We start from the raw sequence: 20,004 nt of genomic DNA, 5'->3' as shown, positions 1-20,004 counted from the left end.
TTCAGTGCGCGACGGCGGCGGCGCCGTGCTCGTCGATCAGTGCGCCGGTGGTGAAGCGGTCGAGGCCGAACGGCGCGGCCAGCGCCTCGGGTGACCCGTGCGCGAGCAGGTGCGCGAACACCCAGCCGGCGGCTGGGGTGGCCTTGAAGCCCCCGGTGCCCCAGCCGCAGTTGACGAACAGGTTCTCCGCCGGGGTCGGGCCGATGATCGGTGAGGCGTCCGGCGTGACGTCCACGATGCCCGCCCAGGACCGGATCATGCGGGCCCGGCTGAAGACCGGGAACAGCTCGACGGCGGCGGCCATCTGCTGCTCGATGACGTGCACCGAGCCGCGCTGGGCGTACGAGTTGTACGGGTCGATGCCGGCGCCCATCACCAGCTCGCCCTTGTGCGCCTGGCTGACGTAGACGTGCACGTGGTTGGACATCACCACGGTGGGGTGCACGGGTTCCAGCAGCTCGGACACCAGCGCCTGCAGCGGGTGGCTCTGCACCGGCAGCCGGAACCCGGCCAGGTCGGCCAGCACGCTGGAGTGCCCGGCGGCGGCCAACCCCACCCGGCCGGCGTTGATCGGCCCCCGGGTGGTCCGCACGCCGGTGATGCGCTCGCCGTCCCGGAGGAAACCGGTCACCTCGCAGCCCTGGATCAGGTCCACCCCGAGCGCGTCGGCGCGACGGGCGAACGCCCAGGCCACGTGGTCGTGCTTGGCGATCCCGGCGCGGGGCTGCCAGGTGCCGCCGAGCACCGGGTACCGCGCATCCGGGGAGACGCTGAGGATCCCGCACACCTTGGCCGCCCCCTTGGGGTCCAGCCACTCGCTGTCCACCCCGTTGAGCCGGTTGGCGTACACCCGGCGCATGCTGTCCCGCACGTCCTGCGGGGTGTGCGCCAGGTTCAGCACGCCCCGCTGGCTGAACAGGAAGTCGTAGTCCAGCTCGTCGGGCAACCCCTCCCAGAGCTTGAGCGCGTGCTCGTAGATGGCCGCGCTCTCATCCCAGAGGTAGTTGGACCGGATGATCGTGGTGTTGCGGGCCATGTTGCCGCCGGCCAACCAGCCCTTCTCCAGCACCGCCACGTTGGTCAGGCCGTGCCGGCCGGCCAGGTAGTACGCGGTGGCCAGGCCGTGTCCCCCGGCACCGACCACGATCACGTCGTAGGAGCGCTTCGGTTCCGGGTTGCGCCACAGCCAGTCCGGCTGCTCGGGCAGCGTCGGGGTCGTTCCGGGCATCGGGCCTCGCTTAATATCTCACTGGCAGTACTTCTGATGTATCAGTTGTGGTTTAGGCTAGGAAGCATGACCGGCGGCGTCAACCACTCATTTCCCGGGCGCACCCCGCTACTGGCCGACCGGGCCTACGACGCGCTGCGCGACATGATCGTCACGTTGCGCCTGCCACCCGGGACACCGATCAACGAGGAACGCCTGTCGGCCGAGCTGGGCGTCGGGCGGACCCCCCTGCGGGACGCGCTGAAACGGCTCGAGGCGGAGAGTCTGGTACTGATCTACCCACGACGCGGCACCTTCGTCACCGAGGTGAACATCACCGACCACGGGCTGATCGCCGACGTCCGCCGGCAGCTGGAGGGGCACGCCGCCCGGCGGGCGGCGGAGCGACTCACCGCCGCCGACCGGGCACGGCTGGCCGAGCTGCTGGAAACCGTGCGCGATCGGGCCGGAACGCTGGACCGGGCGGGCGGCATGCGGCTGGACACCGAGATCCACCGGGCGGTCTACGCGTGCGCGCACAACCGGTACCTCGAGGCGACACTGGAGCACTACTACAACCTGTCGCTGCGCATCTGGTACCTGTTCCTGGAGCGATTGCCCGAGGTCGACCACACCGGTCACATGTCGCCGCTGATCGAGGCGATCCTGGCCGGCGACCCGGAGCGTGCCCATCGGCTGGCGGTGCGGCACGTGGACGAGTTCGAGCAGTCGGTGCGCGAGGCGATCTGATCAGACGGAGGGGGAACGCCATGCCGGAGGAGACCACCGAGACGCTGCGCCCGCTGCTGTTCTCCATCGCGTACCGGATGCTGGGCTCGGTCGGTGACGCCGAGGACCTGGTGCAGGAGGCGTTCGTGCGGCACCAGCGGGCGGTCACCGCGGGGACTCGGATCGACGACCTGAAGGCCTACCTCTCCGCCACCGTGACCCGGCTGGCCATCGACCAGCTGCGCTCCGCCCGGGTGCGCCGCGAGTCCTACGTCGGCCAGTGGCTGCCGGAGCCGCTGCTCACCGACGGCGGGGTCGGCGCCTGGGCCGACGAGAGCGCGGCGGACCCGGCCGAGCACGCCGAGCTGGCCGACTCGCTGTCCATGGCGTTCCTGCTGGTGCTGGAGCGGTTGAGTCCGGTGGAACGGGCGGTGTTCCTGCTGCGCGACGTGTTCGACTACGAGTACGGCGAGATCGCGGCGATCGTCGGCAAGAGCGAGGCGAACTGCCGGCAGCTGGCCACCCGGGCCCGCCGCCACCTGGCCGAGGGCAAACCCCGGTTCGAGGCCGAACGCGCCGAACGCGAGCAGCTGGCGTCCCGGTTCTTCGCCGCGGTCGCGGAGGGCGAGGTGGACGAGCTGGTGGAGCTGCTGGCCGCCGACGTGGTCGTCTACGGGGACGGCGGCGGCAAGGCCCCGCAGTGGAGCGTGCCGATCGCCGGGGCGTCGAAGGTGGCCAAGCTGCTCGGCAACCTCGGCCGCACGATTCGCAACTTCGGCCTGGTCATCGAGCCGCGCGAGGTCAACGGCCAGGCCGGAGCGCTGGTGCGCAACGCGAACGGGCAGCTGATCAACGTGCTCGCCCTGGACATCGCGGACGGCCGGGTGCAGGCGGTGCGCTCGGTGATCAACCCGGACAAGCTCCGCCACCTGGGTCCGCTGGCGGACCTGCGCGCGCTGCCGGGGAGTTCCTCGCGGTAGCGCCCTTGCCCGGACCGGTGTGAAGATCCAGGAGGAGCCACTGGGAGGGGACCCGTGTCGACCGAGCAGGCCGCCGAAGCGCGCAACATCTACACCCTGGACATGTCCCGCCGGCAACGATGGCTGGCCGGCACGCTGTACGCCGCCGCGCTGGTCGCCAGCGTGGCGGTGGCCGTCGACACCGCGAGACCGGGCCTCTGGGGGCTGATCCCGATCGTGGTCTACGCCGGGCTCGCGCTGCTCGGCGTGGACATCGTGCTCGCCACGCTGGGCGCGGTGGTCACGGCGGCGGTACTGGCCCACCTCACGCCCGCCGCAATGGGCCCCGTGGTGATGAAGTCGATGGGCACGCTGATCGCGCTGCTCGGGGTGATCATTCTGCTCGGGGCGGGGCTCGGCGAGGTACTCAAACGCACCGGCGTGGCCGACTACCTGGTGGTGAACGTGGTGCGCCGGGTGGGCGTCCGCACGCCGACCCGCGCGCAGCTGGGCGTGATGCTGGCGTGCACGCTGCTGGCCACCGCGTTGGGCACGCTCGCCGGCTCGGTGGCCATCGTGGCCCCGATCGTCATCCCGCTGCTCGCCGCCTTGGGGTTCTCCGCGCCGGCCACCGCCGCGATGTTCTTCTTCAGCGGCCTGGCAGGACTGACCCTCAGCCCGTTCGCGCCGATCACCGCGAGCATCTACGGCGCCGCCAAGGTGAGCTGGCTGGACTACGTGCTCACGGCGGGCGGGCCGACCGCGGCCGTCATGTTCGGCGTCGGCTTCTTCGCCGCCCGGTGGAACCAGCGCCGCACCGCCGAGACACACGCCTACCCGCCGGAGCGGGCGGTGGACTTCGACACGGTGCGCCCGCCCGACGGCTCCGGCCGCGCGGCGGCCGCGTTCCTGGCCACGTTCGCCGTGTTGGTGGTGTACAGCGGGCTGACCAAGGCGGGCGCCACCTTCGTGCCCATCGCGCTGATCATCCTGGTCGTGGCCACCGGCGCCGCCGCCCGACTCCCGGTGGGTGAGCTGCTCGCCGCCGTCTATGCCGGAGCCAGCCGCCTGCTCGGCATCTTCTTCCTGTTCTTCCTGCTCGCGGTGCTGTTCACGCTGATCGACGGCCTCGGGGTGTACGACGGGGTGGCCGAACTGTTCCAGCTGTCCACCCTCGCCCCGTACCTGTTCTGCGTGGTGGTCGCCGTGATCGGCTGGCTGGGGATCGCGGGCGCGGCCGCCGCGCAGGTCGTACTGGTGAACCAGGTGTTCGGCCCGCTCGCGGCGACGCTCGGCATACCGCCGGCGGCCTGGACCGTGGTCCTGCTGTCCACCGCGCAGACCGACGGGCTCGGGCCGTTCCCCAACCCCGACATGATCGGCCAGATGGGCCTGGCCGAGTCGCGCTCGCTGCGCTGGCAGCTGCTCACCTCGTACCTGGTGCTGGTGCCGGTGCTGGTCCTCTACGCGATCCTGCTCGCGGTGTACACGTGACCGGGCCGAGCGATGCGCTGCGGGGCCTGCCGGCCGGCGCGTCGGCGCAGGTGAGTGCGGAGGCCTTCGGTACGCCGCAGTACGGCGGGCCGCCGCTGCGCTCCTCGGGCGCGCGGGTGGGCGCGCACCGGCTGCGGTGCGCCTCGCTGCTCAAGCCACTGTTCGTGTGGGCGGCCGGGCACGCCGCCGACGCCTACCGACGTGACCCGGCGCGCTGGGCGGTCGACGGGGAAAGCGCCGTCACCCTGTCCGACAACGCCGCGACCAACCGGATCTGGCTCGGTGGGCCTCCCCCGCGCATCCTGGACTGGCTGGCCGAAGCGACCGGCGTGCACTGGCGGCCGGCCGGTTCCGACCCCCGCTGGTTCGGCGGTGTGGAGGTCACCTCGGCCGAGGTGGTCACCGCCTACGGCGCACTGGCGGCCGCCGCGCCGGGCGACCCGGCGGCCGCCACCGTGCTCGACTGGATGCGGGCCGTGCCCACCGACCAGGCCATGGGCGCGCCGGCCGCGATGGCCGAGGCGGCCGGAGTCGACCCGGCCAGGGTCGCGGTGAAGGCCGGCTGGTTCGGGCACACCGACGAGGCCTGGTTGCGCACCCACGTGGTGGCCATCGCCGAACTCGAGGCGGGCGGCCACGCGGAGACCCTGGTGGTCGCGGCGATGTCCGCGCTCCCCTATCCCGACGCCGACGCGCGCGCCCGGTACCGAAGGGACCTCGCCACCGGAACGCCGCTGAACGCCCAGCACGACCGGCTCGCCGGACCGCTGCTCCGCGCACTGGTCGGTACAGGTGGCCAGGAGCTGGTGCGGCTCGGCTGAGCTGCCCGAATGTGTACCCGGGCGTTCAGCGGAACGCTCGGCGGAACCGACCGGCGGCGTTCAGCGGAACGCTCGCGGCTGCACCGGCTCCGGCTCGTCGACGTCCCGTTCGATGTCGACCGAGTCCAGGGGCCAGCCGATGTCGTCTCGTTGCAGCGGGTTCAGCAGTGCCCGCCACCGGGCCCTGAGCTCATCGAACATCGGACCCCCTTGGGGAGCGTTCGTGGAGGGGGCTACACCGTAGCGTCCCTACACAAGCGGCGCGACACCGGGCACGCCCGCGCGGTCCCCGGTCAGGGGGTGGGCGCGGTGAGGAACGCGGTCACCGCATCCCGTCCCACCGTGCCGTTGGCGCGGTCCTGGGTGATGTGGCCGGCGCCGGGTACCAGTACCAGCCGGCCCTTCGGGGCGCGTGCGGCCTCCGCCTGCGTCCAGCCGAGCGGAGTGACCAGGTCCAGCTCGCCGGCGAGCAACAGGGTCGGCACGGGTGGCAGGTCACGGCCGGTGGGGAACGGCGGCGTCGGGGTCTCCGGCCAGTACAGGCAGCTGACCAGGGCGCCGTTCCCGAGGGCGGCGTCCCGGTCGAACGGGAAGAACACCCGGTCGGGCAGCGCCGCGAGGGCCGCGCGCGCCGCCTGCTCCCGTCCGGCGACCGGCGCGTTCGGCCCGGGCCACGGCGCGGACATGTCCTGGCAGCCGGTGGCGGTGTGCAACCCCGCGCTGAACTCCTCCTCCGGCGGCGGCGAGCCTTTGCGCAGGCCGGCAAGCATGGCGTCCAGTGCGCCGGGGTTGCCCCGGTTCGCGTCGCGCAGCGCCGCCGGCAGGTCGGCGAGCTCGGGCTTGCCGTGGGTGCGGTCGCTGAGCAGGTCGAGCAGTGCGGGGCCGTTGCGCCGGGCGCGGATCTGGTCGGCCAGGTCCTGGGCCGGGTCGGTGGCACAGCCGGCCGGGGCGCACACCGCGCGGAGCACCTCGGCCGCCCGGTTGAACACGGCGATGTTGAGCGGGTCCACCCCGTCGTGCGGCACCACCGAGTCCAGCACCAGGCGCTCCACCCGGTCCGGATGGGTGATCGCGTAGCGGGCGGCGACCAGGGTGCCGTAGGAGGCACCGGCCAGGGTGAGCTTCGGCGCGCCCAGCGCCTGGCGCAGGTCGTCCAGGTCGGCGACGGTGTCCAGGGTGCTGTGGAAGCGGCGCTCCGGGCCGATCCCCTCGGCGCAGTCGCGCACCGCTTCGGCGGACGGCACGGCCAGGTCGGAGCCGCCCATCTCGGCCTGCAGGTCACCGCAGTCCAACGCGTTCGAGCCGGTGCCCCGCGAGCTGAACATGACCAGCCGGTAGTCCCGCATGACCGCCGGGTCGAACTGGGAGGCGATCTCCCCGGCCAGCCGGACCCCGGGCGAGCCCGGCCCACCGACCAGCCAGACGAGCACGCCGCGCGGCGCCGACGGGTTGTCGGCCACGGCGACGTCCAGGTCCAGGTCGTCGTTGTTGCGCGGGCCGGGCAGGAGTCCGTGGTCGAGCGGCACGTTCAGCGTGCCGCACCGGAAGCTGACCCCGGCCGGTGGCGGGATCTCGCCGAGCGCCTCGGCGTCACACGGCGCAAGGCTCTCGAGGACCGGGACCGCCGGGCGGGAACGCGAGCAGCCGGCCGCGGACGCGGCCATCACCACGGCGAGCAGTGCGGCGAGCCAAGTACGCAACCGAACCCCCGGAGCCCGGCCGGCAAGGTCGTTCTATCCGGCCCCGAACACCTCATCGAACAGGTCGATCATGGCACGCCATGATCGTTCGTCCGAAGGCTGGTGGTAGCGGACGCCCGGCAGCGTGCCGGGCGCGGGCGTCCGCGGGTGGGTGAAGCTGTGCTCGGCGCGGCCGTAGAGGTTCATCCGCCAGTCCACCCCGGCCGCGCGCATGTCCTCCTCGAACGCCACCCGCTGCGCCATCGGCACGATCGGGTCGTTGGCGCCGATGCACATCAGCACCTTGCCCCGGATGTTCGGGCTGTCCGCCGGGCGGGACGGGAGGAGGCCGGGGTGGAAGCCGACCACCGCCTTCAGGTCGGCGCCGGAGCGAGCCAGCTCGAGCACCGTGGTACCGCCGAAGCAGTAACCGATCGCGGCCAACCGAGTCGGGTCGGTGCGCGGTTCGGCGGTGAGCACGTCCAGGCCGGCCTGCCCCAGCGTGCGCACCAGGTCCAGGTCGTTGCCCAGCACCTCCACCCGGGCCAGCATCTGGGCCGAGTCGGTGAACACTCGGCCGTCACCGTGGTAGTCCAGTGCGAAGGCGACGTAGCCCAGCTCGGCCAGGCGCTCCGGGCGGGTGCGCTGGAACTCGTCCAGCCCGTTCCCCTCGTGCGCGATCAGCACACCCGGCCGCTGCCCGGTGCCGTCCGGCAGGGCGAGCCGGCCACGCATGGTGGACCCGTTCACCCGGTACTCGATGTCTCTCGCGGTAACCATTCGCGGCGTCCTTTCCGATCTTCTCGCCGCGACTCTAAGTCGCCCGGGGCGTCCGGCACCGCACAGTTCGCGCAGGGCTGACCGGCTCGCATACCGGTCGGTAGCGAACGGGTGATTGCTCAGGTTCGTACCGGACTTTAGTGTGTCTCCACTCACAATGAGAGCTGAGTCACACGCCGGTCGCCCGGCGTTTGTCGCCAGAGGGGGAAGGACGACACGAATGACCCAGAGCCTCGAGTCCCATCACAGCCTGCACGCCGAGCAGGTCGGCTACAAACAGACCCTCGGCCGAAGGCACGTACAGATGATCGCGATCGGCGGCGCGATCGGCACCGGGCTGTTCCTGGGGTCGGCGTCCCGGCTGCACAACACCGGGCCGGCGCTGCTGTTCAGCTACGCCTTCGTCGGGCTGATCGCGTACTTCCTGATGCGGGCGCTGGGCGAGTTGGTGCTGCACCGCCAGACCTCGGGCGCCTTCGTGTCGTACATGCGGGAGTTCTACGGCGAGAAGTGGGCCTACGTCACCGGGTGGATGTACTGGCTGAACTGGGCGTTGACCGGGATCGCCGAGCTGTCCGCCGTCGGTCTGTACATCCAGTACTGGTGGCCGCAAATGCCCGCGTGGGCCACCGTGCTGATCGCGCTGGCCGTGGTCCTGGTGATCAACCTGCTGTCCGCGCGGGCGTTCGGCGAGTTCGAGTTCTGGGCGGCCATCGCCAAGGTGGCCGCGATCGTCGTATTCCTCGTCGTCGGCGCGGTCGTGGTGGTCGGCGGGCTCTCCGTCGGTGACCACAAGGCCGGGTTCTCGAACCTGTGGAGCAACCCGGGCGGCTTCTGGCCGGCCAGCGGGGACTACAACTGGTACGGCCCGATCCTGGTGATGTCGGGCGTCGTGTTCGCCTACGCGGCCATCGAGATGGTCGGCGTCGCCGCCGGTGAGATGGCCGACCCGAAGCGCGAGGTGCCCAAGGCGGTGAACGCGGTCATCTACCGGATCGCGGTCTTCTACTGCGGCTCGATCCTGCTGCTGGTCTCCATGCTGCCGACGACCGAGTTCAAGTCCGGCACCAGCCCGTTCGTCACGGTGTTCGACCGGATGGGCCTGAACTGGATGGGCGCGCTGATCCAGATCGTGCTGATCGTGGCCGCCATGTCCAGCCTGAACTCCGGGCTCTACTCCACCGGGCGGGTGCTTCGCAGCCTGGGCATGTCCAAGCAGGCACCGGCATTCACGTTGAGGATGAGCGACTCTGGGGTGCCGTGGGCGGGCATCGTGATGACGTCGGTGGTCTACGTGTTCGGCGCGGTGCTGAACGCGCTCGCCCCGGACGCGTTCGAGATCGCCCTGGAAGCGGCGGCCATCGGCATCATCTTCACCTGGGCCACCATCTTCCTGTGCCAGCTGCGGCTGCGCCGGCTGACCGACCGGGGGGTCATCCCGCCGAGCCCCTTCCAGATGCCCGGCCACCCGTGGTCCAGCATCACCGGGCTGGTCTTCCTCGCCCTGGTCGTCGTCGGTATGGCCGTTTCCGGCTGGCAGAGCAGCCCGTACTTAAGCCACAAGGTCAACTTCCTGGTGGTCGTGTTCGGGATCCCGATCATCGCCCTGGTGCTGGCCATCGGCTGGAAGATGGCGAAGCCCGGCGTCATGGCCAACACCAACGGGCGGATCAAACCGGTCTGGTCGGACGACGGCCCGACCTACGGGCCGAGCGTCGACGCGGACGACCTGGACCAGGCCAAGCCGGGTGGGGAGAACTGACATGGCGAACACGATTCGGCGGTGGGCCCGGCTGGCCGTGGTGGCGCTGACCGGACTGATGGTCACCACGCTGGCGGCGTGTGGAGGCGGCGGTGAGCCGGGTCCCAACCCGGCCCCCGCCCCGGTGCCCGGAGCCGCCGGCGGGAAGCTGACCATCGGCATCCCGTTCGACGAGCCCGGCATCGGCCTCAAGGACGGCACCAGCTACCGGGGCTTCGACGTGCAGACCGCCACCTACGTGGCCAAGGCACTCGGTGTCCCGGAGGCCAACATCACCTGGAAGGAGGCCGTGGGCTCCGAGCGCGAGCGGATGCTGGCCAACGGCGAGGTGGACCTGGTGTTCTCCACCTTCTCCATCACCGACGCGCGCAAGGAGGTGATCGACTTCGCCGGGCCGTACTTCACCGCGCACCAGGACCTGCTGGTGCGCCGCAACGAGGAGGAGATCACCAGCCCGGAGACGCTGAACGGCCGTGACCTGTGCGCGGTCACCGGCACCACCTCGGCAGCCAACGTGCTGGCCCGCTACCAGGGCCGGATCCAGCTCAAGGAGTTCCCCCGGTGGTCCGACTGCGTGCAGGCGCTGGCGGACAGCCAGGTCGACGCGGTGACCACGGACGACCTGATCCTGGCCGGCTACGCGGCCGAGCCGCAGTACCGGGGTGTGCTGAAGGTGGTGGGCAAGGGCTTCTCCGACGAGCACTACGGGGTCGGCGTGCGCAAGGGCAACACCGCGCTGCTAAACCAGGTGAACGCGGCGCTGCGGCAGTACATCGCCGACGGGTCGTGGCGGCGGGCGCTGAACATCAGCGTGGCGCCGTCCGGCTACTCGATCCCCGAGCCGCCGAACCCGGGAGGCGCCTGAGCCGGAGGATGCGCCTGAGCCGGGCGCGTCCGGGTCTCCCAGGCGGCCCACCGGCCACACGGCTCGCCGCTGTGGCAGGGGTCGATGCCGATGATCCGGCCGCCATCCAGCGCGGTGGTCTCGTGCCTCGCCTCGTCCTCCAGGACGGTCAGCCGGGCCAGGTCGCCGGGCACCCGGAACCGGCGTTTTCGCCAGTCGAACAGCGAATCGTGCCCGTGCACCTGGCTGAACGGCAGCGGAGTGGCCAGCCAGCCGGGCAACAGCTCGGTGGCGGTGCACGCCCACAGCGGCCCCGCGCCGCGCACGGGTCCCCGCCGGTGCAGCATGCTGCCGGCGCGAAACAGGGCTGGGTTGTCCGCGCCGTCATCCGCACCGATCAACCCGTTCAGCATCGTCGCCGCGCGCTCGGCGCCCCGAGGGGCGCCGAGCGTGTCCCTCCAGAACTCCGCCGTCAGCCCCGCGTGAGTGATCAGGAACTCCTCGCCGGCGTCGTCCCGCACCCAGGCGGCCACCCGCAGCAGCCCGTCGGCCCACCACCGGCGCAGCGTGCGGGCGGACCGGGCGTCCAGCCGCTCGGGCCAGCGGAACACCGGCTCCCGCAGGTATTGCGCCTCGTGGTTGCCGACCAGCTGCACCCATTGGGCCGGCTGGGTCCTCAGGTACCCGTCCACCAGTTGAATCACCGCGGCCGAGGCCGGACCGCGATGCACCAGGTCACCGACCTGGACCACGGTGAGGTCGTCCGGCAGCCGGCCGGTCTCGGCGTCCGCGCCCAGCCGGCGCAGCTCGGCGCGCAGCTCGTCCAGGTGACCGCCGACGTCGCCGATGACCGCGACCCGGTGGGCGGGCACCCCGACCACTACCGGGCCGGTTCCGGGGCGGCCCACCCCTCGGCCGGCACGAACCGGGAGACGTTGTCCATCCGCCGCTGGACCGACGAGATCTCCCGGACCGCCTGGGACAGCAGGCAGCGGTCGATGGAGGACATCCGGTTCATGGTGATCAGGTCGCACGGCCGGTCGCCGGCCTGCTGCTGCATCAGCTGGTAGCGCAGCCGGAGCCGTTGCAGCACCCCGAACACCTCGACCAGCGTGCTGGCGTGCTCCTCCGGCAGCATCGTCGAGCCGGCGGCGGCCCGCAGCCGCTCGGTGGTGGGCAACGCGGCCGAACCCACGCTGAGCGCGGCCCAGCGGGCGATGTTCACGATGGGCAGCAGCGCGTGTGCCTTGATGTCGAAGGTGTCCGGCTGGCGGGTGAGCAGGTGCCGCGTGGACCGGGACTTCGCCCGCTTGGACAACGACTCCCGCAGCAGCAGCCGCATGGTCCCCGGGCTGGCCCGGAGGTCACCGAACACCCTGGTCACCGCCGGTAGCCCGGGGTCGCCGTGGATCGGCCGGCCGTCCACCATCAACGAGGTCATCATCGCCCCGTTGTGCTCCTCCGGCGCGGCCCGCCACTCCAGGCCGGCGGCCCACCAGTCGTCGTTGGTGCGGGCGAACAGCGGGTGCCGCGCGATCGCGCCGTGCTCGTCGCCGCTGAGCCCGGCCCGCGCGAGCACCCCGTAGACGTCGCCGAACGCCTCCCGGTAACGGGTGATCTCGGCCGGCGTGACCGCCCCCTGGAAGGCCACCGCCGAGTCGACGTCCGAGCTGAGCACCGCCTCCCGGCGCCCGTTGCTGCCCAGCGACAACCAGGTGAAGGCGTCCACGGAGAGATCCGCCCGCTCGGCGAAGACGAAGCCGATCGCCCGCCGCACCAGCGTGTCCACCACCGTCGAGTACACCGCGATGACCCGGCCGGAGGCCAGGCCGCGCGACAGCAGGTCGGCCAGCACGGCGGGGATGGCCTTGGCATGGCAGGCCAGGTCGTCGACGGAGCCGGCCCGGCGCAGCCGTTCGTGCAGCGACACCCCGGCGGTGGTCGGCGAGACCGCGAAGTCACGCGGGCAGATGACCCCGCGTGGTTTCCCCGCCCGGTCGGTCACCAACAGGAACTCGGCGTCGCGTTCCAGCAGCAGGAGCAGCGCCTCAGCCGCGGAGTCGCCGAGCACGGTGACCGGCACCGACCTGTCCGCCACCACTTGGGCCGGCGTGCTCGGTGGCCGCCCCTCGACCAGCACCCAGGTGCGCAGCAACGAGTCGGTGATCAGCCCGAGAGCCCCGTCGGGGAACTGGACCACCGCGCACGGCGCCCTGCGCTCGGTCATCAGCCGGGCCACCTCGTCGACCGGAGTGGACGGCTCGACCACCAGCGGCGGGTTGATGATCAGCTCGTCGACGGTGCTGTAGGTGGGAGCGACGGCGGGACGGCGGGCGGCGGACACCATGCCGGCCAGGAACCGCGCCCCGCGCCGCGAGGTGAACACCGGCCCGGCCAGCGCCGACGGGATGCGAGCCACCCGCACCTCGCCGACGGCCACCGCGCGCGGTCCGACCGAGCTCTCGGTCAGCATGGCGGAGAAGCCGAACACACCACCCGGCGGAACGATTTCGTCCGGGCCGCCGCCCCGGTCGTCGGCGTCGTTCCAGAGGCGCACCCGCCCCTCGAGCACGACGAACACCTCGACGCTCGGGTCGCGGAAAGCGTCCAGGACCAGCTCACCGTCGGCGAACCGGTCCACCCGCGAGCCCTCCGCGACGGCGCGCAACGCGGCGTCGCCGAGCGAGTCGAACGGCGGGTGCTTGGCCAGGAACGCCGTCAGTTCGGCCGGGTCCACGCAGGTCATGCTGCCACAACCCGGGGCGGGACACGCCTTAACCGGACTCCCGCCGGACCGCGTTCCCGGCCACCGCGAGGGCGGCCGCCATGATGGTCAGCTGCGGGTTCACCTCCGGGCAGGTGGGGAGCAGGGAGGCGTCGGCGAGGTAGAGCCCGTCCACCCCGCGCAGCGCTCCGCGCGGATCGACCGGAGCGTGCCGCGCATCCGCGCCCATCCGGGCGGAGCCGGTGGGGTGGAAGGCGGCGACGTGCAGCGCGCTGGTCGGGGTGGCGGCCACGATGTCCACCAGTTCGCCGGGGGTGTCGGCGGTGGGCCGCGCGGTGAGCCCGGTCAGAACCTGGCGGGCGCCGGCGGCGAACAGGATCCGGCCCATGCCGACGATCGCGGTGCGCAGCTTCACCGCATCCGGCCGGGCAAGCCGGTAGGTCAGCACCGGCGAGCCGCTCCCCCGCACCCGGCCGGACGGCTGGTCGGCGATCATCGCGCCGAGGAAGGCCAGGTGTTCGCCGGCGCCGCGCCAGCCGGCCAGCGTGGCGCCCAGCCCGGGCAGCACGAAGGTGCTCAGGCCCTTCGGCGCGGCGGTCGCCTCGATCAGCACCCCCTGGTCGTGCAGCTCCTCGACGCCCACGCTCTGCATGACGCCCCGCCAGGCGACCACCGGCTCGTCGAACCGGCCGGCCACACTGGTCGCCGGGTGCACCGCCATACCCCGGCCGAGCCCGGGATGGCGGCCCAGGCCGGAGCGGCGCAGCAGCGGCGGCGTCTCGGTCGCGCCGGCCGCCACCACGACCAGCGGGGCCCGCAGCGTGAAGCTGGATCCGTCCGGCCGCCGGGCGAGCACCCCGGCGGCCCGGCCGTGCTCCACCAGCACGCGCAGCACCCGGGCCTCGGTGACGATGCACGCGCCGTCGGCGCAGGCCTGGGGCAGGGCATTGAGGTGCACGGCGTTCTTGGCATTGCGCGGGCAGCCCACCGCGCACTGGCCGCTGCCCGCGCAGCCGGTGGCGTTGCGGCGCAGCGGCGCCGCCGCCCAGCCCAGCTCCCGGGCCCCACGCAACGCGATCAGCCCGTTGTTGCCGATCGAGTGCTCCGGATGCGGCGCGACGGCGAGGGTGCGCTCGACCTCGTCGAGCAGCTCGGCGTAGCGGTCGGTGGGCACCCCGTGCTCGGACTCCCAGCGGGCCAGCACGCGGTCCGGGGTGCGGAAACAGGTGCCCGAGTTGACCAGTGTGGTGCCGCCGACGCCCCGCCCGACCGGCAGCACGACGGGCGGCCGGCCCAGTGCGACGGTGCTGCCGGCGTCCCGGTACATCGAACGGAACCGGTCCATCGGGTTGCCGGTGCGCAGCTCGGCGACGGTGTGCCGGCGGCCCTCCTCGAGCACGACCACGTCGAGTCCCGCCCGGGCCAGGGTGCGGGCCGCCATCGCGCCGCCGGCGCCGGAACCGATCACGACGGCGTCCGTCCGCCACCGTGCCGGCCAGTCGAACGACGGCACGCAGTCCAGCTCGGCGTCCGCGCGGCCGCCGGCGGGCACCGGCGCCGGCCCGCTCGGCCCGGCGGCCAGGAGCACCGGCATCTTCAGCAGGTCGAGCGGGCCGGCCAGCCCGGGATGGGCGGCCAGCCGGCGCAGCACGGCGTCCCGTCCGACCGGCGCCGGCCGCCACGGTCCCCCGACCCGCTCAGCTCCCCCGACCCGCACGGCTCCCCCGGCCGGCCCAGTTCCTCCGGCCCGCACGGCTCCCCCGGCCCGCACGGCGACGGACACCGCGCCCAGCCCGGCGCGGACGCCCAGCCGTCTGGTCGCCGGCATGTCCCGCAACAGGGTGTCCAGCCGGTTGGCGACCCTGGCCACCTCGGCCGGCTCGTCGATACCGAGCAGCGCGCCGACCGCCGTGCGGTCAGCCACGGCCACCCACCTCGGCGTGCGCCGTGCCGTCCAGCCGCCAGCGGCGCTCGGTCCGCCAGTCGCCGGTGACCCGGCGTTCCAGCAGTACGGTGGCGTCGGCGCACTCGCAGTTGCGGCAGACCGCGGCCTCCCCGTCCGGGTCGGTGTAGTCCAGCGCCAGGGTCGCCTCCGGCGGTTGGTGCACCCGCACCCGGATCCGCCGGTCACCGACCCGGCCGGACACCCACCAGCTGGGCAGGTCGATCCCCGAGCGGTAACGGAACGAGTTGACCAGCTGGTCGCCGGCCGGCCAGTCCGCGCCGGCGTGGCGCAGCCGCAGGAAGGTGAGCGGTTTGAGCGCCCGCAGCACGGGGCGCTTGGACACCGCGGTGACCACCTCCAGTACCTCGCCGTCGCCGAGGTCCGCGTGCAGCCAGGCCCAGCGCAACGCGTTGCCGTGCCCGTAGATGCGGGCACTCGCGCCGGGCGCGTCGGTGATCACCAGTTCCCGGCCCGCGTACCGCAGCACCCCGTCGAAGGTCGCCCCTGGCGCGGTGACCAGGTGGGCCGAGGGCAGCAGCTCGCGGCGCCAGGCCCACGCCGGCAGCGTGTAAAGGGGCTTGCCGCCGCCGCGTTCGGTGAGCTTCCAGGACAGCTCACCGGCCGCGCCGCGCAGCTCGCCGGGACGGACCGCGACGTTCCCGGCGGAGAACGCCTCCGGACCCGGCCGCATCGGCCCGTGGATCGGCCCGAACCGCTCGTGCACCGGGGCCTCGCCGGGCGGGTACACCGCCGTCCAGCCGTGCACCCGGGGCAGGCCGCCGTCGGCCGGCGCAACCAGTTCGTGGTGCAGCCACACCCCGGTCCCGGTGGCCGGGTCGGTGAACGTGGAGTACCAGACCTCGAGGCGCCCCGGCTGACCCCGCCAGCGCGAGGGGTAGAGCTCGGCACCGGCCGGTTCGGGCTGGTCCGGGCGCAGCCGGAACCCGGCCAGGAAGCTCGGCAGATCGCGCAGGTCGAACCGCAGGACCCCGTCGCCGAGCCGCTTCTCCCCCTCGGTGAGGGTCACCGGCAGCGTGGTCATCGAGCGCAGGGGGTGCGCCAGCTCGATGGTCTTGGCTCCGGCCAGACGCAACCGCCGGCCGTCCGGCAGGCTGAACGAGCAGTCGTAGCCGATGGTCCGGGCGGCGTTCAGCGGGGCGATCCGCAGCGTGCCGGTGACCGGCACGTCGTCGGCGATGCCCGGAGCGCGCAGCCGGCCGGTCAGGGTCGCGGTGCGGTCGGCCACCGGGTTCAGGATCCCCGGCTGGTCGACGGCCAGCCGCAGCTCCAGCGGGCGGTCGTTGACCGTGCCGCTCATGGTCTCGCGGAACGTGGTGTGCACGGCGGATCCTCCGGTTCAGGCGCCCAGCATCAGGCGCTCGGTCTCGTGCAGGTAGCTCTCGGCGGCGGCGTGGGCGGCCTTCGCATCCCCGGCGAGCAGCGCTTTCAGCAGCGGCTCCAGCCGGTCGGCCGCCTCGGCCGGGTTGGTGAACGGCCCCTGCAGCGCGCCCCGCACCGGCAGGTAGGCGGCGAACAGCGCGTTGGACAGCAGCCGATACACGCGGTTGCCGGTGGCGCTGGCCAGCTCCCGGTGGAACTCCAGTTCGGCCAGCTGCGCCTGGTCGGCGTTCTCGGCCGCCCGCACGGCGGCCACCTGCTCCACCAGCCGGGTGCGCTGGGCGACGGTCCCGTTCCGGGCCGCCTCGGCCGCCAGCAGCGCCCCGACCTGCCGGCGGGCCTGGAAGACCTCGAAGCCCCAGCGCAGCGGGTCCAGCCGCAGCAGCGCGGGAAGCAGCTCCAGCCCGCCCAGCTCCTGGTAGTCGCGCACCAGGGTGCCGACGCCGTGCTTGGTCTCCACCAGTCCCGCCTGGGCGAGCTGCACCAGCGCGTGCTTCAACGAGGTGCGGGTGACCCCGTAGCTCGCCGCCAGGACCCGTTCCGGCGGCAGCGAGCTGCCCGGTGGGTAGCGGCCGCTCAGCACGTCCTCGCTGATCCGCGTGACCAGCGTGCTCACCACCGTGTCCCGGCGGATCGGCGTGGACATCCGACGACTCCTAGAGTGTTATAAGGGCCAGTGGCTCAGCCACTGAGCCACTTCGGAAGGATGACGGCCAGGAGGGCCGTAGTCAAGCCAGGCCTCGGCGCGCATAACCGTTCAGGCCTTGACACGGCTCGGGGCCGACCAGCACGCTTGTTGCGCAGAATGGAGTCTGTTGCGAATCACGCACCGGAGGCGGGGTCATGGTCGGTCCAAAGGTGGTCATCATCGGCGCGGGCGTGGTGGGGGCGGCGTTGGCCGACGAACTCGCCGCCCGCGGCTGGGACGACATCACGATCGTCGACCAGGGACGGCTGCCCGAGCCGGGCGGCTCGTCCTCGCACGCCCCCGGCCTGGTGTTCCAGACCAACGCCAGCAAGACGATGGCCGACCTGGCGCGCTATACCGTGGACAAGCTGTGCGGCCTGGACTACCGGGGCGACCCGTGCTTCCTGCAGGTGGGCGGGCTGGAGGTGGCCACCACCGGGCCGAGGCTGGCCGAGCTGCACCGCCGGGCGGGCTGGGCGCACGCGTGGGGCCTGGACGCCGAGGTGGTCGGCCCGGACCGGTGCACCGAGCTGGTCCCGATGCTGGACCGGGAACAGGTGCTGGGCGGGCTGCACGTGCCGACCGACGGCCTGGCCAAGGCGGTCCGCGCGGTGAACGCCCAGGTGGAGCGGGCGCGGGCGCGCGGGGTGCGCGTGCTGGACCGAACCGAGGTGCTGGACGTCGTTCACCACGGCGGCCGGGTCACCGGGGTGCGCACCGACGCCGGCGCACTGTCCGCCGACGTGGTGGTGTGCTGTGCCGGCATCTGGGGACCCAAGGTGGCCGGCATGGTCGGGCTGACCCTGCCGCTGGTCCCGCTGGCCCACCAGCTGGCCTGGACCGGCCAGGTGCCGGCGCTGGCCGGCCAGCGGGAGGAGGCGCTGCGCCCCATCCTGCGCCACCAGGAGGCCGACCTCTACTACCGGGAACGCCACGACACCCTGGGCATCGGCTACTACGGGCACCGCCCGATGCCGGTGGGTGTGGAGGAGATCCTGGGTGTGGAGGCCGCCGAGGTGATGCCGTCGGTGCAGCCGTTCACCGCGCCGGACTTCGAGGAGGCCTGGCGGGTCACTCGGTCACTGCTGCCGTCCACCCGGCAGGCCAAGATCGAGGAGGGCATCAACGGCCTGTTCTCCTTCACCACCGACGACATGCCCCTGCTCGGCGAGTCGCCGGAGGTGCGCGGCTTCTGGGTGGCCGAGGCGGTCTGGGTCACCCACTCCGCCGGGGTGGGCGCCGCGATGGCCGAGTGGCTGGTCGACGGCCACTGCTCGTCGTTCGACCTGCACGGCTGCGAGCTGAGCCGGTTCGACCCGCACCAGCTGGCGCCGGACTACGTCCGGGGCCGGGGCTGCCAGAACTTCGTCGAGGTCTACGACATCAAGCACCCGCTGCAGCCCATGGAGGAGCCGCGCCCGCTGCGCACCAGCCCGTTCCACCAGCGGCAGCGCGAGCTGGGCGGCTACTTCCTGGAGGCCATGGGCTGGGAGCGGCCGCACTGGTACGAGTCCAACGCGCACCTGGTCGAGGGCCGGGACATCCCGCAACCGGACGACTGGGCGGCGCGCTACTGGTCGCCGATCGTGGGCGCGGAGGCGCAGTACACCCGCGAGGCCGTGGCCATGTACGACATGACCGCACTGAAGCGCCTGCTGGTCAGCGGGCCGGGCGCGGCCTCCTTCCTGGAGCGGATGTGCACCGGGAAGATCGACAAGTCGGTCGGCTCGGTCACCTACACGCTGCTGCTGGACGAGGCCGGCCGGGTGCGCAGCGACGTGACCGTGGCCCGGCTGAGCCCGACCGAGTTCCAGGTGGGCGTGAACGGCCCGCTGGACCTGGACTGGCTGCGCCGCCACGTTCCCGGGGATGGCTCGGCCTCGGTCCGGGACATCACCGCCGGCACCTGCTGCATCGGCCTGTGGGGTCCCCGGGCCCGGGACGTGCTCGCGCCGCTGACCAGCGAGGACTTCTCCAACGAGGGGCTGCGCTACTTCCGGGGCAAGGCCGCCTACCTGGGCAACGTGCCGGTGACCGCGCTGCGGCTGTCCTACGTCGGCGAGCTGGGCTGGGAGATCTACACCACCGCCGACCTCGGGCTGAAGCTGTGGGACACGCTGTGGGCGGCCGGCCAGCCGCACGGGTTGATCGCGGCGGGCCGGGGCGCGTTCAACAGCCTGCGGCTGGAGAAGGGCTACCGCTCGTTCGGCACCGACATGACCTTCGAGCACGACCCCTGGGAGGCCGGTGTCGGCTTCGCGGTGAAGCCGGACAAGCCGGATTTCCTGGGCCGGGACGCCACCCTGCGCCGCCGGGACCGGGTCACCCGCAAGCTCAGCTGCCTCACCCTGGACCGGACCGTGCTGGGCAACGAACCGGTGTACTCCGGCGGCACCGCCGTCGGGTACGTGACCAGCGCCGCCTACGGGTACACCGTCGGCTCCGGCGTCGCCTACGCCTGGCTGCCGGCGGAGCTGGCCGAACCGGGCACCCCGGTGGAGATCGGCTACTTCGACGAGCGCCTGCCCGCCACCGTCGCCGAGGAGCCGCTGTTCGACCCGAAGATGACCCGGCTGCGCGGCTGATTCGCGTTCCGCTGAACGCGGTGGTCAGCGCATGGCTGAGCCGCGATCCGCCGAGCATGATCGTCGCCTCTGGCGGTTCGGCCTCGAAAGTGCGGCTGGTGCCGAACTGGCAGTGTCTGTTCCCGGCCAGGACCGCTCTTGTTGCGGCTCAGCAGTGGCCGCGCGGAATGATCGCGGACTGTGGCGGTTTAGCCTCGATTTTCGACGCTGAACCGCCATGGACAGCGATCACCGGCTTGACATCGCCCCGCGGCTTGGCACCACGGATCCGCCATTCCGGTGCCGAGTTCATCCCCCTATACGGGCCTCATTGGCAACGGTGGCCACGACTACACACCGTGACCGATCTCGGCCCGGCTCGGACGACCGCTCGGTGACGTCACCGCTT

At 72.6% G+C, this 20,004-nt stretch carries 16 protein-coding genes; 7 read left to right on the top strand and 9 right to left on the bottom strand.

Translation table 11 applies throughout. The features are described 5' to 3' along the window. Window position 1: 1 nt before the first annotated feature. Entirely contained in the window at window positions 2–1,228 is a 1,227-nt protein-coding gene (locus ABEB12_RS36335) for a sarcosine oxidase subunit beta family protein (RefSeq protein ID WP_185065546.1), read from the bottom strand. Window positions 1,229–1,294: 66 nt separating this feature from the next. On the opposite strand from ABEB12_RS36335, the gene ABEB12_RS36330 reads away from it, so the two are divergent. Genes ABEB12_RS36330 through ABEB12_RS36315 form a run of 4 tightly spaced genes read left to right on the top strand, consistent with a single transcriptional unit; the run spans window position 1,295 to window position 5,210 of the window. Further along, window positions 1,295–1,957: an FCD domain-containing protein gene (locus ABEB12_RS36330; protein WP_185065545.1), complete on the top strand. Its 663-nt coding sequence runs from the start codon at window positions 1,295–1,297 to the stop codon at window positions 1,955–1,957. 20 nt (window positions 1,958–1,977) lie between these two features. Beyond that, window positions 1,978–2,916 carry an RNA polymerase sigma-70 factor gene (locus ABEB12_RS36325; RefSeq protein WP_185065544.1) on the top strand — a complete coding sequence of 313 codons (939 nt, stop codon included), beginning with the start codon at window positions 1,978–1,980 and terminating at the stop codon, window positions 2,914–2,916. A gap of 54 nt (window positions 2,917–2,970) precedes the next feature. Further along, window positions 2,971–4,389 (top strand): Na+/H+ antiporter NhaC family protein, encoded by a 1,419-nt coding sequence (locus tag ABEB12_RS36320; RefSeq protein WP_185065543.1) that lies wholly within the window; start codon window positions 2,971–2,973, stop codon window positions 4,387–4,389. Then, on the top strand, window positions 4,386–5,210 hold the full coding sequence (locus tag ABEB12_RS36315) for a serine hydrolase (protein ID WP_185065542.1): 825 nt from the start codon (window positions 4,386–4,388) through the stop codon (window positions 5,208–5,210). Before ABEB12_RS36320 ends, ABEB12_RS36315 begins: the two co-directional genes overlap by 4 nt. A 60-nt stretch (window positions 5,211–5,270) precedes the next feature. On the opposite strand, the gene ABEB12_RS36310 is transcribed toward ABEB12_RS36315, so the two are convergent. From ABEB12_RS36310 to ABEB12_RS36300, 3 genes are all read right to left on the bottom strand, one after another. Further along, window positions 5,271–5,411 (bottom strand): hypothetical protein, encoded by a 141-nt coding sequence (locus ABEB12_RS36310; RefSeq protein WP_185065541.1) that lies wholly within the window; start codon window positions 5,409–5,411, stop codon window positions 5,271–5,273. Between the two features lie 92 nt (window positions 5,412–5,503). After that, window positions 5,504–6,910, bottom strand: a complete 1,407-nt coding sequence (locus tag ABEB12_RS36305; protein ID WP_185065540.1) for an alpha/beta fold hydrolase — start codon at window positions 6,908–6,910, stop codon at window positions 5,504–5,506. A gap of 33 nt (window positions 6,911–6,943) precedes the next feature. Next, the gene (locus ABEB12_RS36300; protein ID WP_185065539.1) at window positions 6,944–7,669 is read right to left on the bottom strand and encodes a dienelactone hydrolase family protein; all 726 of its coding nucleotides are present in this window, start codon (window positions 7,667–7,669) and stop codon (window positions 6,944–6,946) included. Window positions 7,670–7,889: 220 nt separating this feature from the next. Here ABEB12_RS36300 and ABEB12_RS36295 point away from each other — a divergent pair, with 220 nt between their 5' ends. Beyond that, on the top strand, window positions 7,890–9,431 hold the full coding sequence (locus tag ABEB12_RS36295) for an amino acid permease (protein WP_185065538.1): 1,542 nt from the start codon (window positions 7,890–7,892) through the stop codon (window positions 9,429–9,431). Window position 9,432: 1 nt separating this feature from the next. Next, entirely contained in the window at window positions 9,433–10,296 is an 864-nt protein-coding gene (locus ABEB12_RS36290; protein WP_221498781.1) for a transporter substrate-binding domain-containing protein, read from the top strand. Here the strand turns inward: ABEB12_RS36290 and ABEB12_RS36285 are convergent. From ABEB12_RS36285 to ABEB12_RS36265, 5 genes are read right to left on the bottom strand one after another with little or no spacing between them, the layout of a single operon-like run. Continuing rightward, on the bottom strand, window positions 10,257–11,147 hold the full coding sequence (locus ABEB12_RS36285) for a metallophosphoesterase (protein ID WP_185065537.1): 891 nt from the start codon (window positions 11,145–11,147) through the stop codon (window positions 10,257–10,259). The genes ABEB12_RS36290 and ABEB12_RS36285 overlap by 40 nt on opposite strands. 8 nt (window positions 11,148–11,155) lie before the next feature. Next, window positions 11,156–13,012 (bottom strand): putative nucleotidyltransferase substrate binding domain-containing protein, encoded by a 1,857-nt coding sequence (locus ABEB12_RS36280; RefSeq protein WP_185065536.1) that lies wholly within the window; start codon window positions 13,010–13,012, stop codon window positions 11,156–11,158. A gap of 37 nt (window positions 13,013–13,049) precedes the next feature. Next, the gene (locus tag ABEB12_RS36275) at window positions 13,050–14,924 is read right to left on the bottom strand and encodes a GMC family oxidoreductase N-terminal domain-containing protein (RefSeq protein ID WP_221498780.1); all 1,875 of its coding nucleotides are present in this window, start codon (window positions 14,922–14,924) and stop codon (window positions 13,050–13,052) included. Then, entirely contained in the window at window positions 14,917–16,287 is a 1,371-nt protein-coding gene (locus ABEB12_RS36270; protein WP_221498779.1) for a hypothetical protein, read from the bottom strand. Before ABEB12_RS36270 ends, ABEB12_RS36275 begins: the two co-directional genes overlap by 8 nt. A 15-nt stretch (window positions 16,288–16,302) precedes the next feature. Beyond that, window positions 16,303–16,989 carry a GntR family transcriptional regulator gene (locus tag ABEB12_RS36265; protein WP_185065535.1) on the bottom strand — a complete coding sequence of 229 codons (687 nt, stop codon included), beginning with the start codon at window positions 16,987–16,989 and terminating at the stop codon, window positions 16,303–16,305. A 197-nt stretch (window positions 16,990–17,186) separates the two neighbouring features. Between ABEB12_RS36265 and ABEB12_RS36260 the strand changes: the two genes are divergently transcribed. Next, window positions 17,187–19,616 carry an FAD-dependent oxidoreductase gene (locus tag ABEB12_RS36260; RefSeq protein WP_185065534.1) on the top strand — a complete coding sequence of 810 codons (2,430 nt, stop codon included), beginning with the start codon at window positions 17,187–17,189 and terminating at the stop codon, window positions 19,614–19,616. Window positions 19,617–20,004 lie beyond the last annotated feature (388 nt).

The organism is Actinospineispora eucalypti, from assembly GCF_039543365.1.
GTDB lineage: Bacteria > Actinomycetota > Actinomycetes > Mycobacteriales > Pseudonocardiaceae > Pseudonocardia > Pseudonocardia eucalypti.
Note: the sequence above shows the minus strand (reverse complement) of the source record. Positions and strands in the feature narration are given on the sequence as shown.

What these genes read in the sequence shown, in the direction of transcription:
- ABEB12_RS36335 (WP_185065546.1), bottom strand. Translation starts at nt 1,228, where the DNA reads ATGCCCGGAACGACCCCGACGCTGCCCGAGCAGCCGGACTGGCTGTGG.
- ABEB12_RS36265 (WP_185065535.1), bottom strand. Translation starts at nt 16,989, where the DNA reads ATGTCCACGCCGATCCGCCGGGACACGGTGGTGAGCACGCTGGTCACG.
- ABEB12_RS36260 (WP_185065534.1), top strand. Translation starts at nt 17,187, where the DNA reads ATGGTCGGTCCAAAGGTGGTCATCATCGGCGCGGGCGTGGTGGGGGCG.
- ABEB12_RS36295 (WP_185065538.1), top strand. Translation starts at nt 7,890, where the DNA reads ATGACCCAGAGCCTCGAGTCCCATCACAGCCTGCACGCCGAGCAGGTC.
- ABEB12_RS36290 (WP_221498781.1), top strand. Translation starts at nt 9,433, where the DNA reads ATGGCGAACACGATTCGGCGGTGGGCCCGGCTGGCCGTGGTGGCGCTG.
- ABEB12_RS36310 (WP_185065541.1), bottom strand. Translation starts at nt 5,411, where the DNA reads ATGTTCGATGAGCTCAGGGCCCGGTGGCGGGCACTGCTGAACCCGCTG.
- ABEB12_RS36325 (WP_185065544.1), top strand. Translation starts at nt 1,978, where the DNA reads ATGCCGGAGGAGACCACCGAGACGCTGCGCCCGCTGCTGTTCTCCATC.
- ABEB12_RS36300 (WP_185065539.1), bottom strand. Translation starts at nt 7,669, where the DNA reads ATGGTTACCGCGAGAGACATCGAGTACCGGGTGAACGGGTCCACCATG.
- ABEB12_RS36330 (WP_185065545.1), top strand. Translation starts at nt 1,295, where the DNA reads ATGACCGGCGGCGTCAACCACTCATTTCCCGGGCGCACCCCGCTACTG.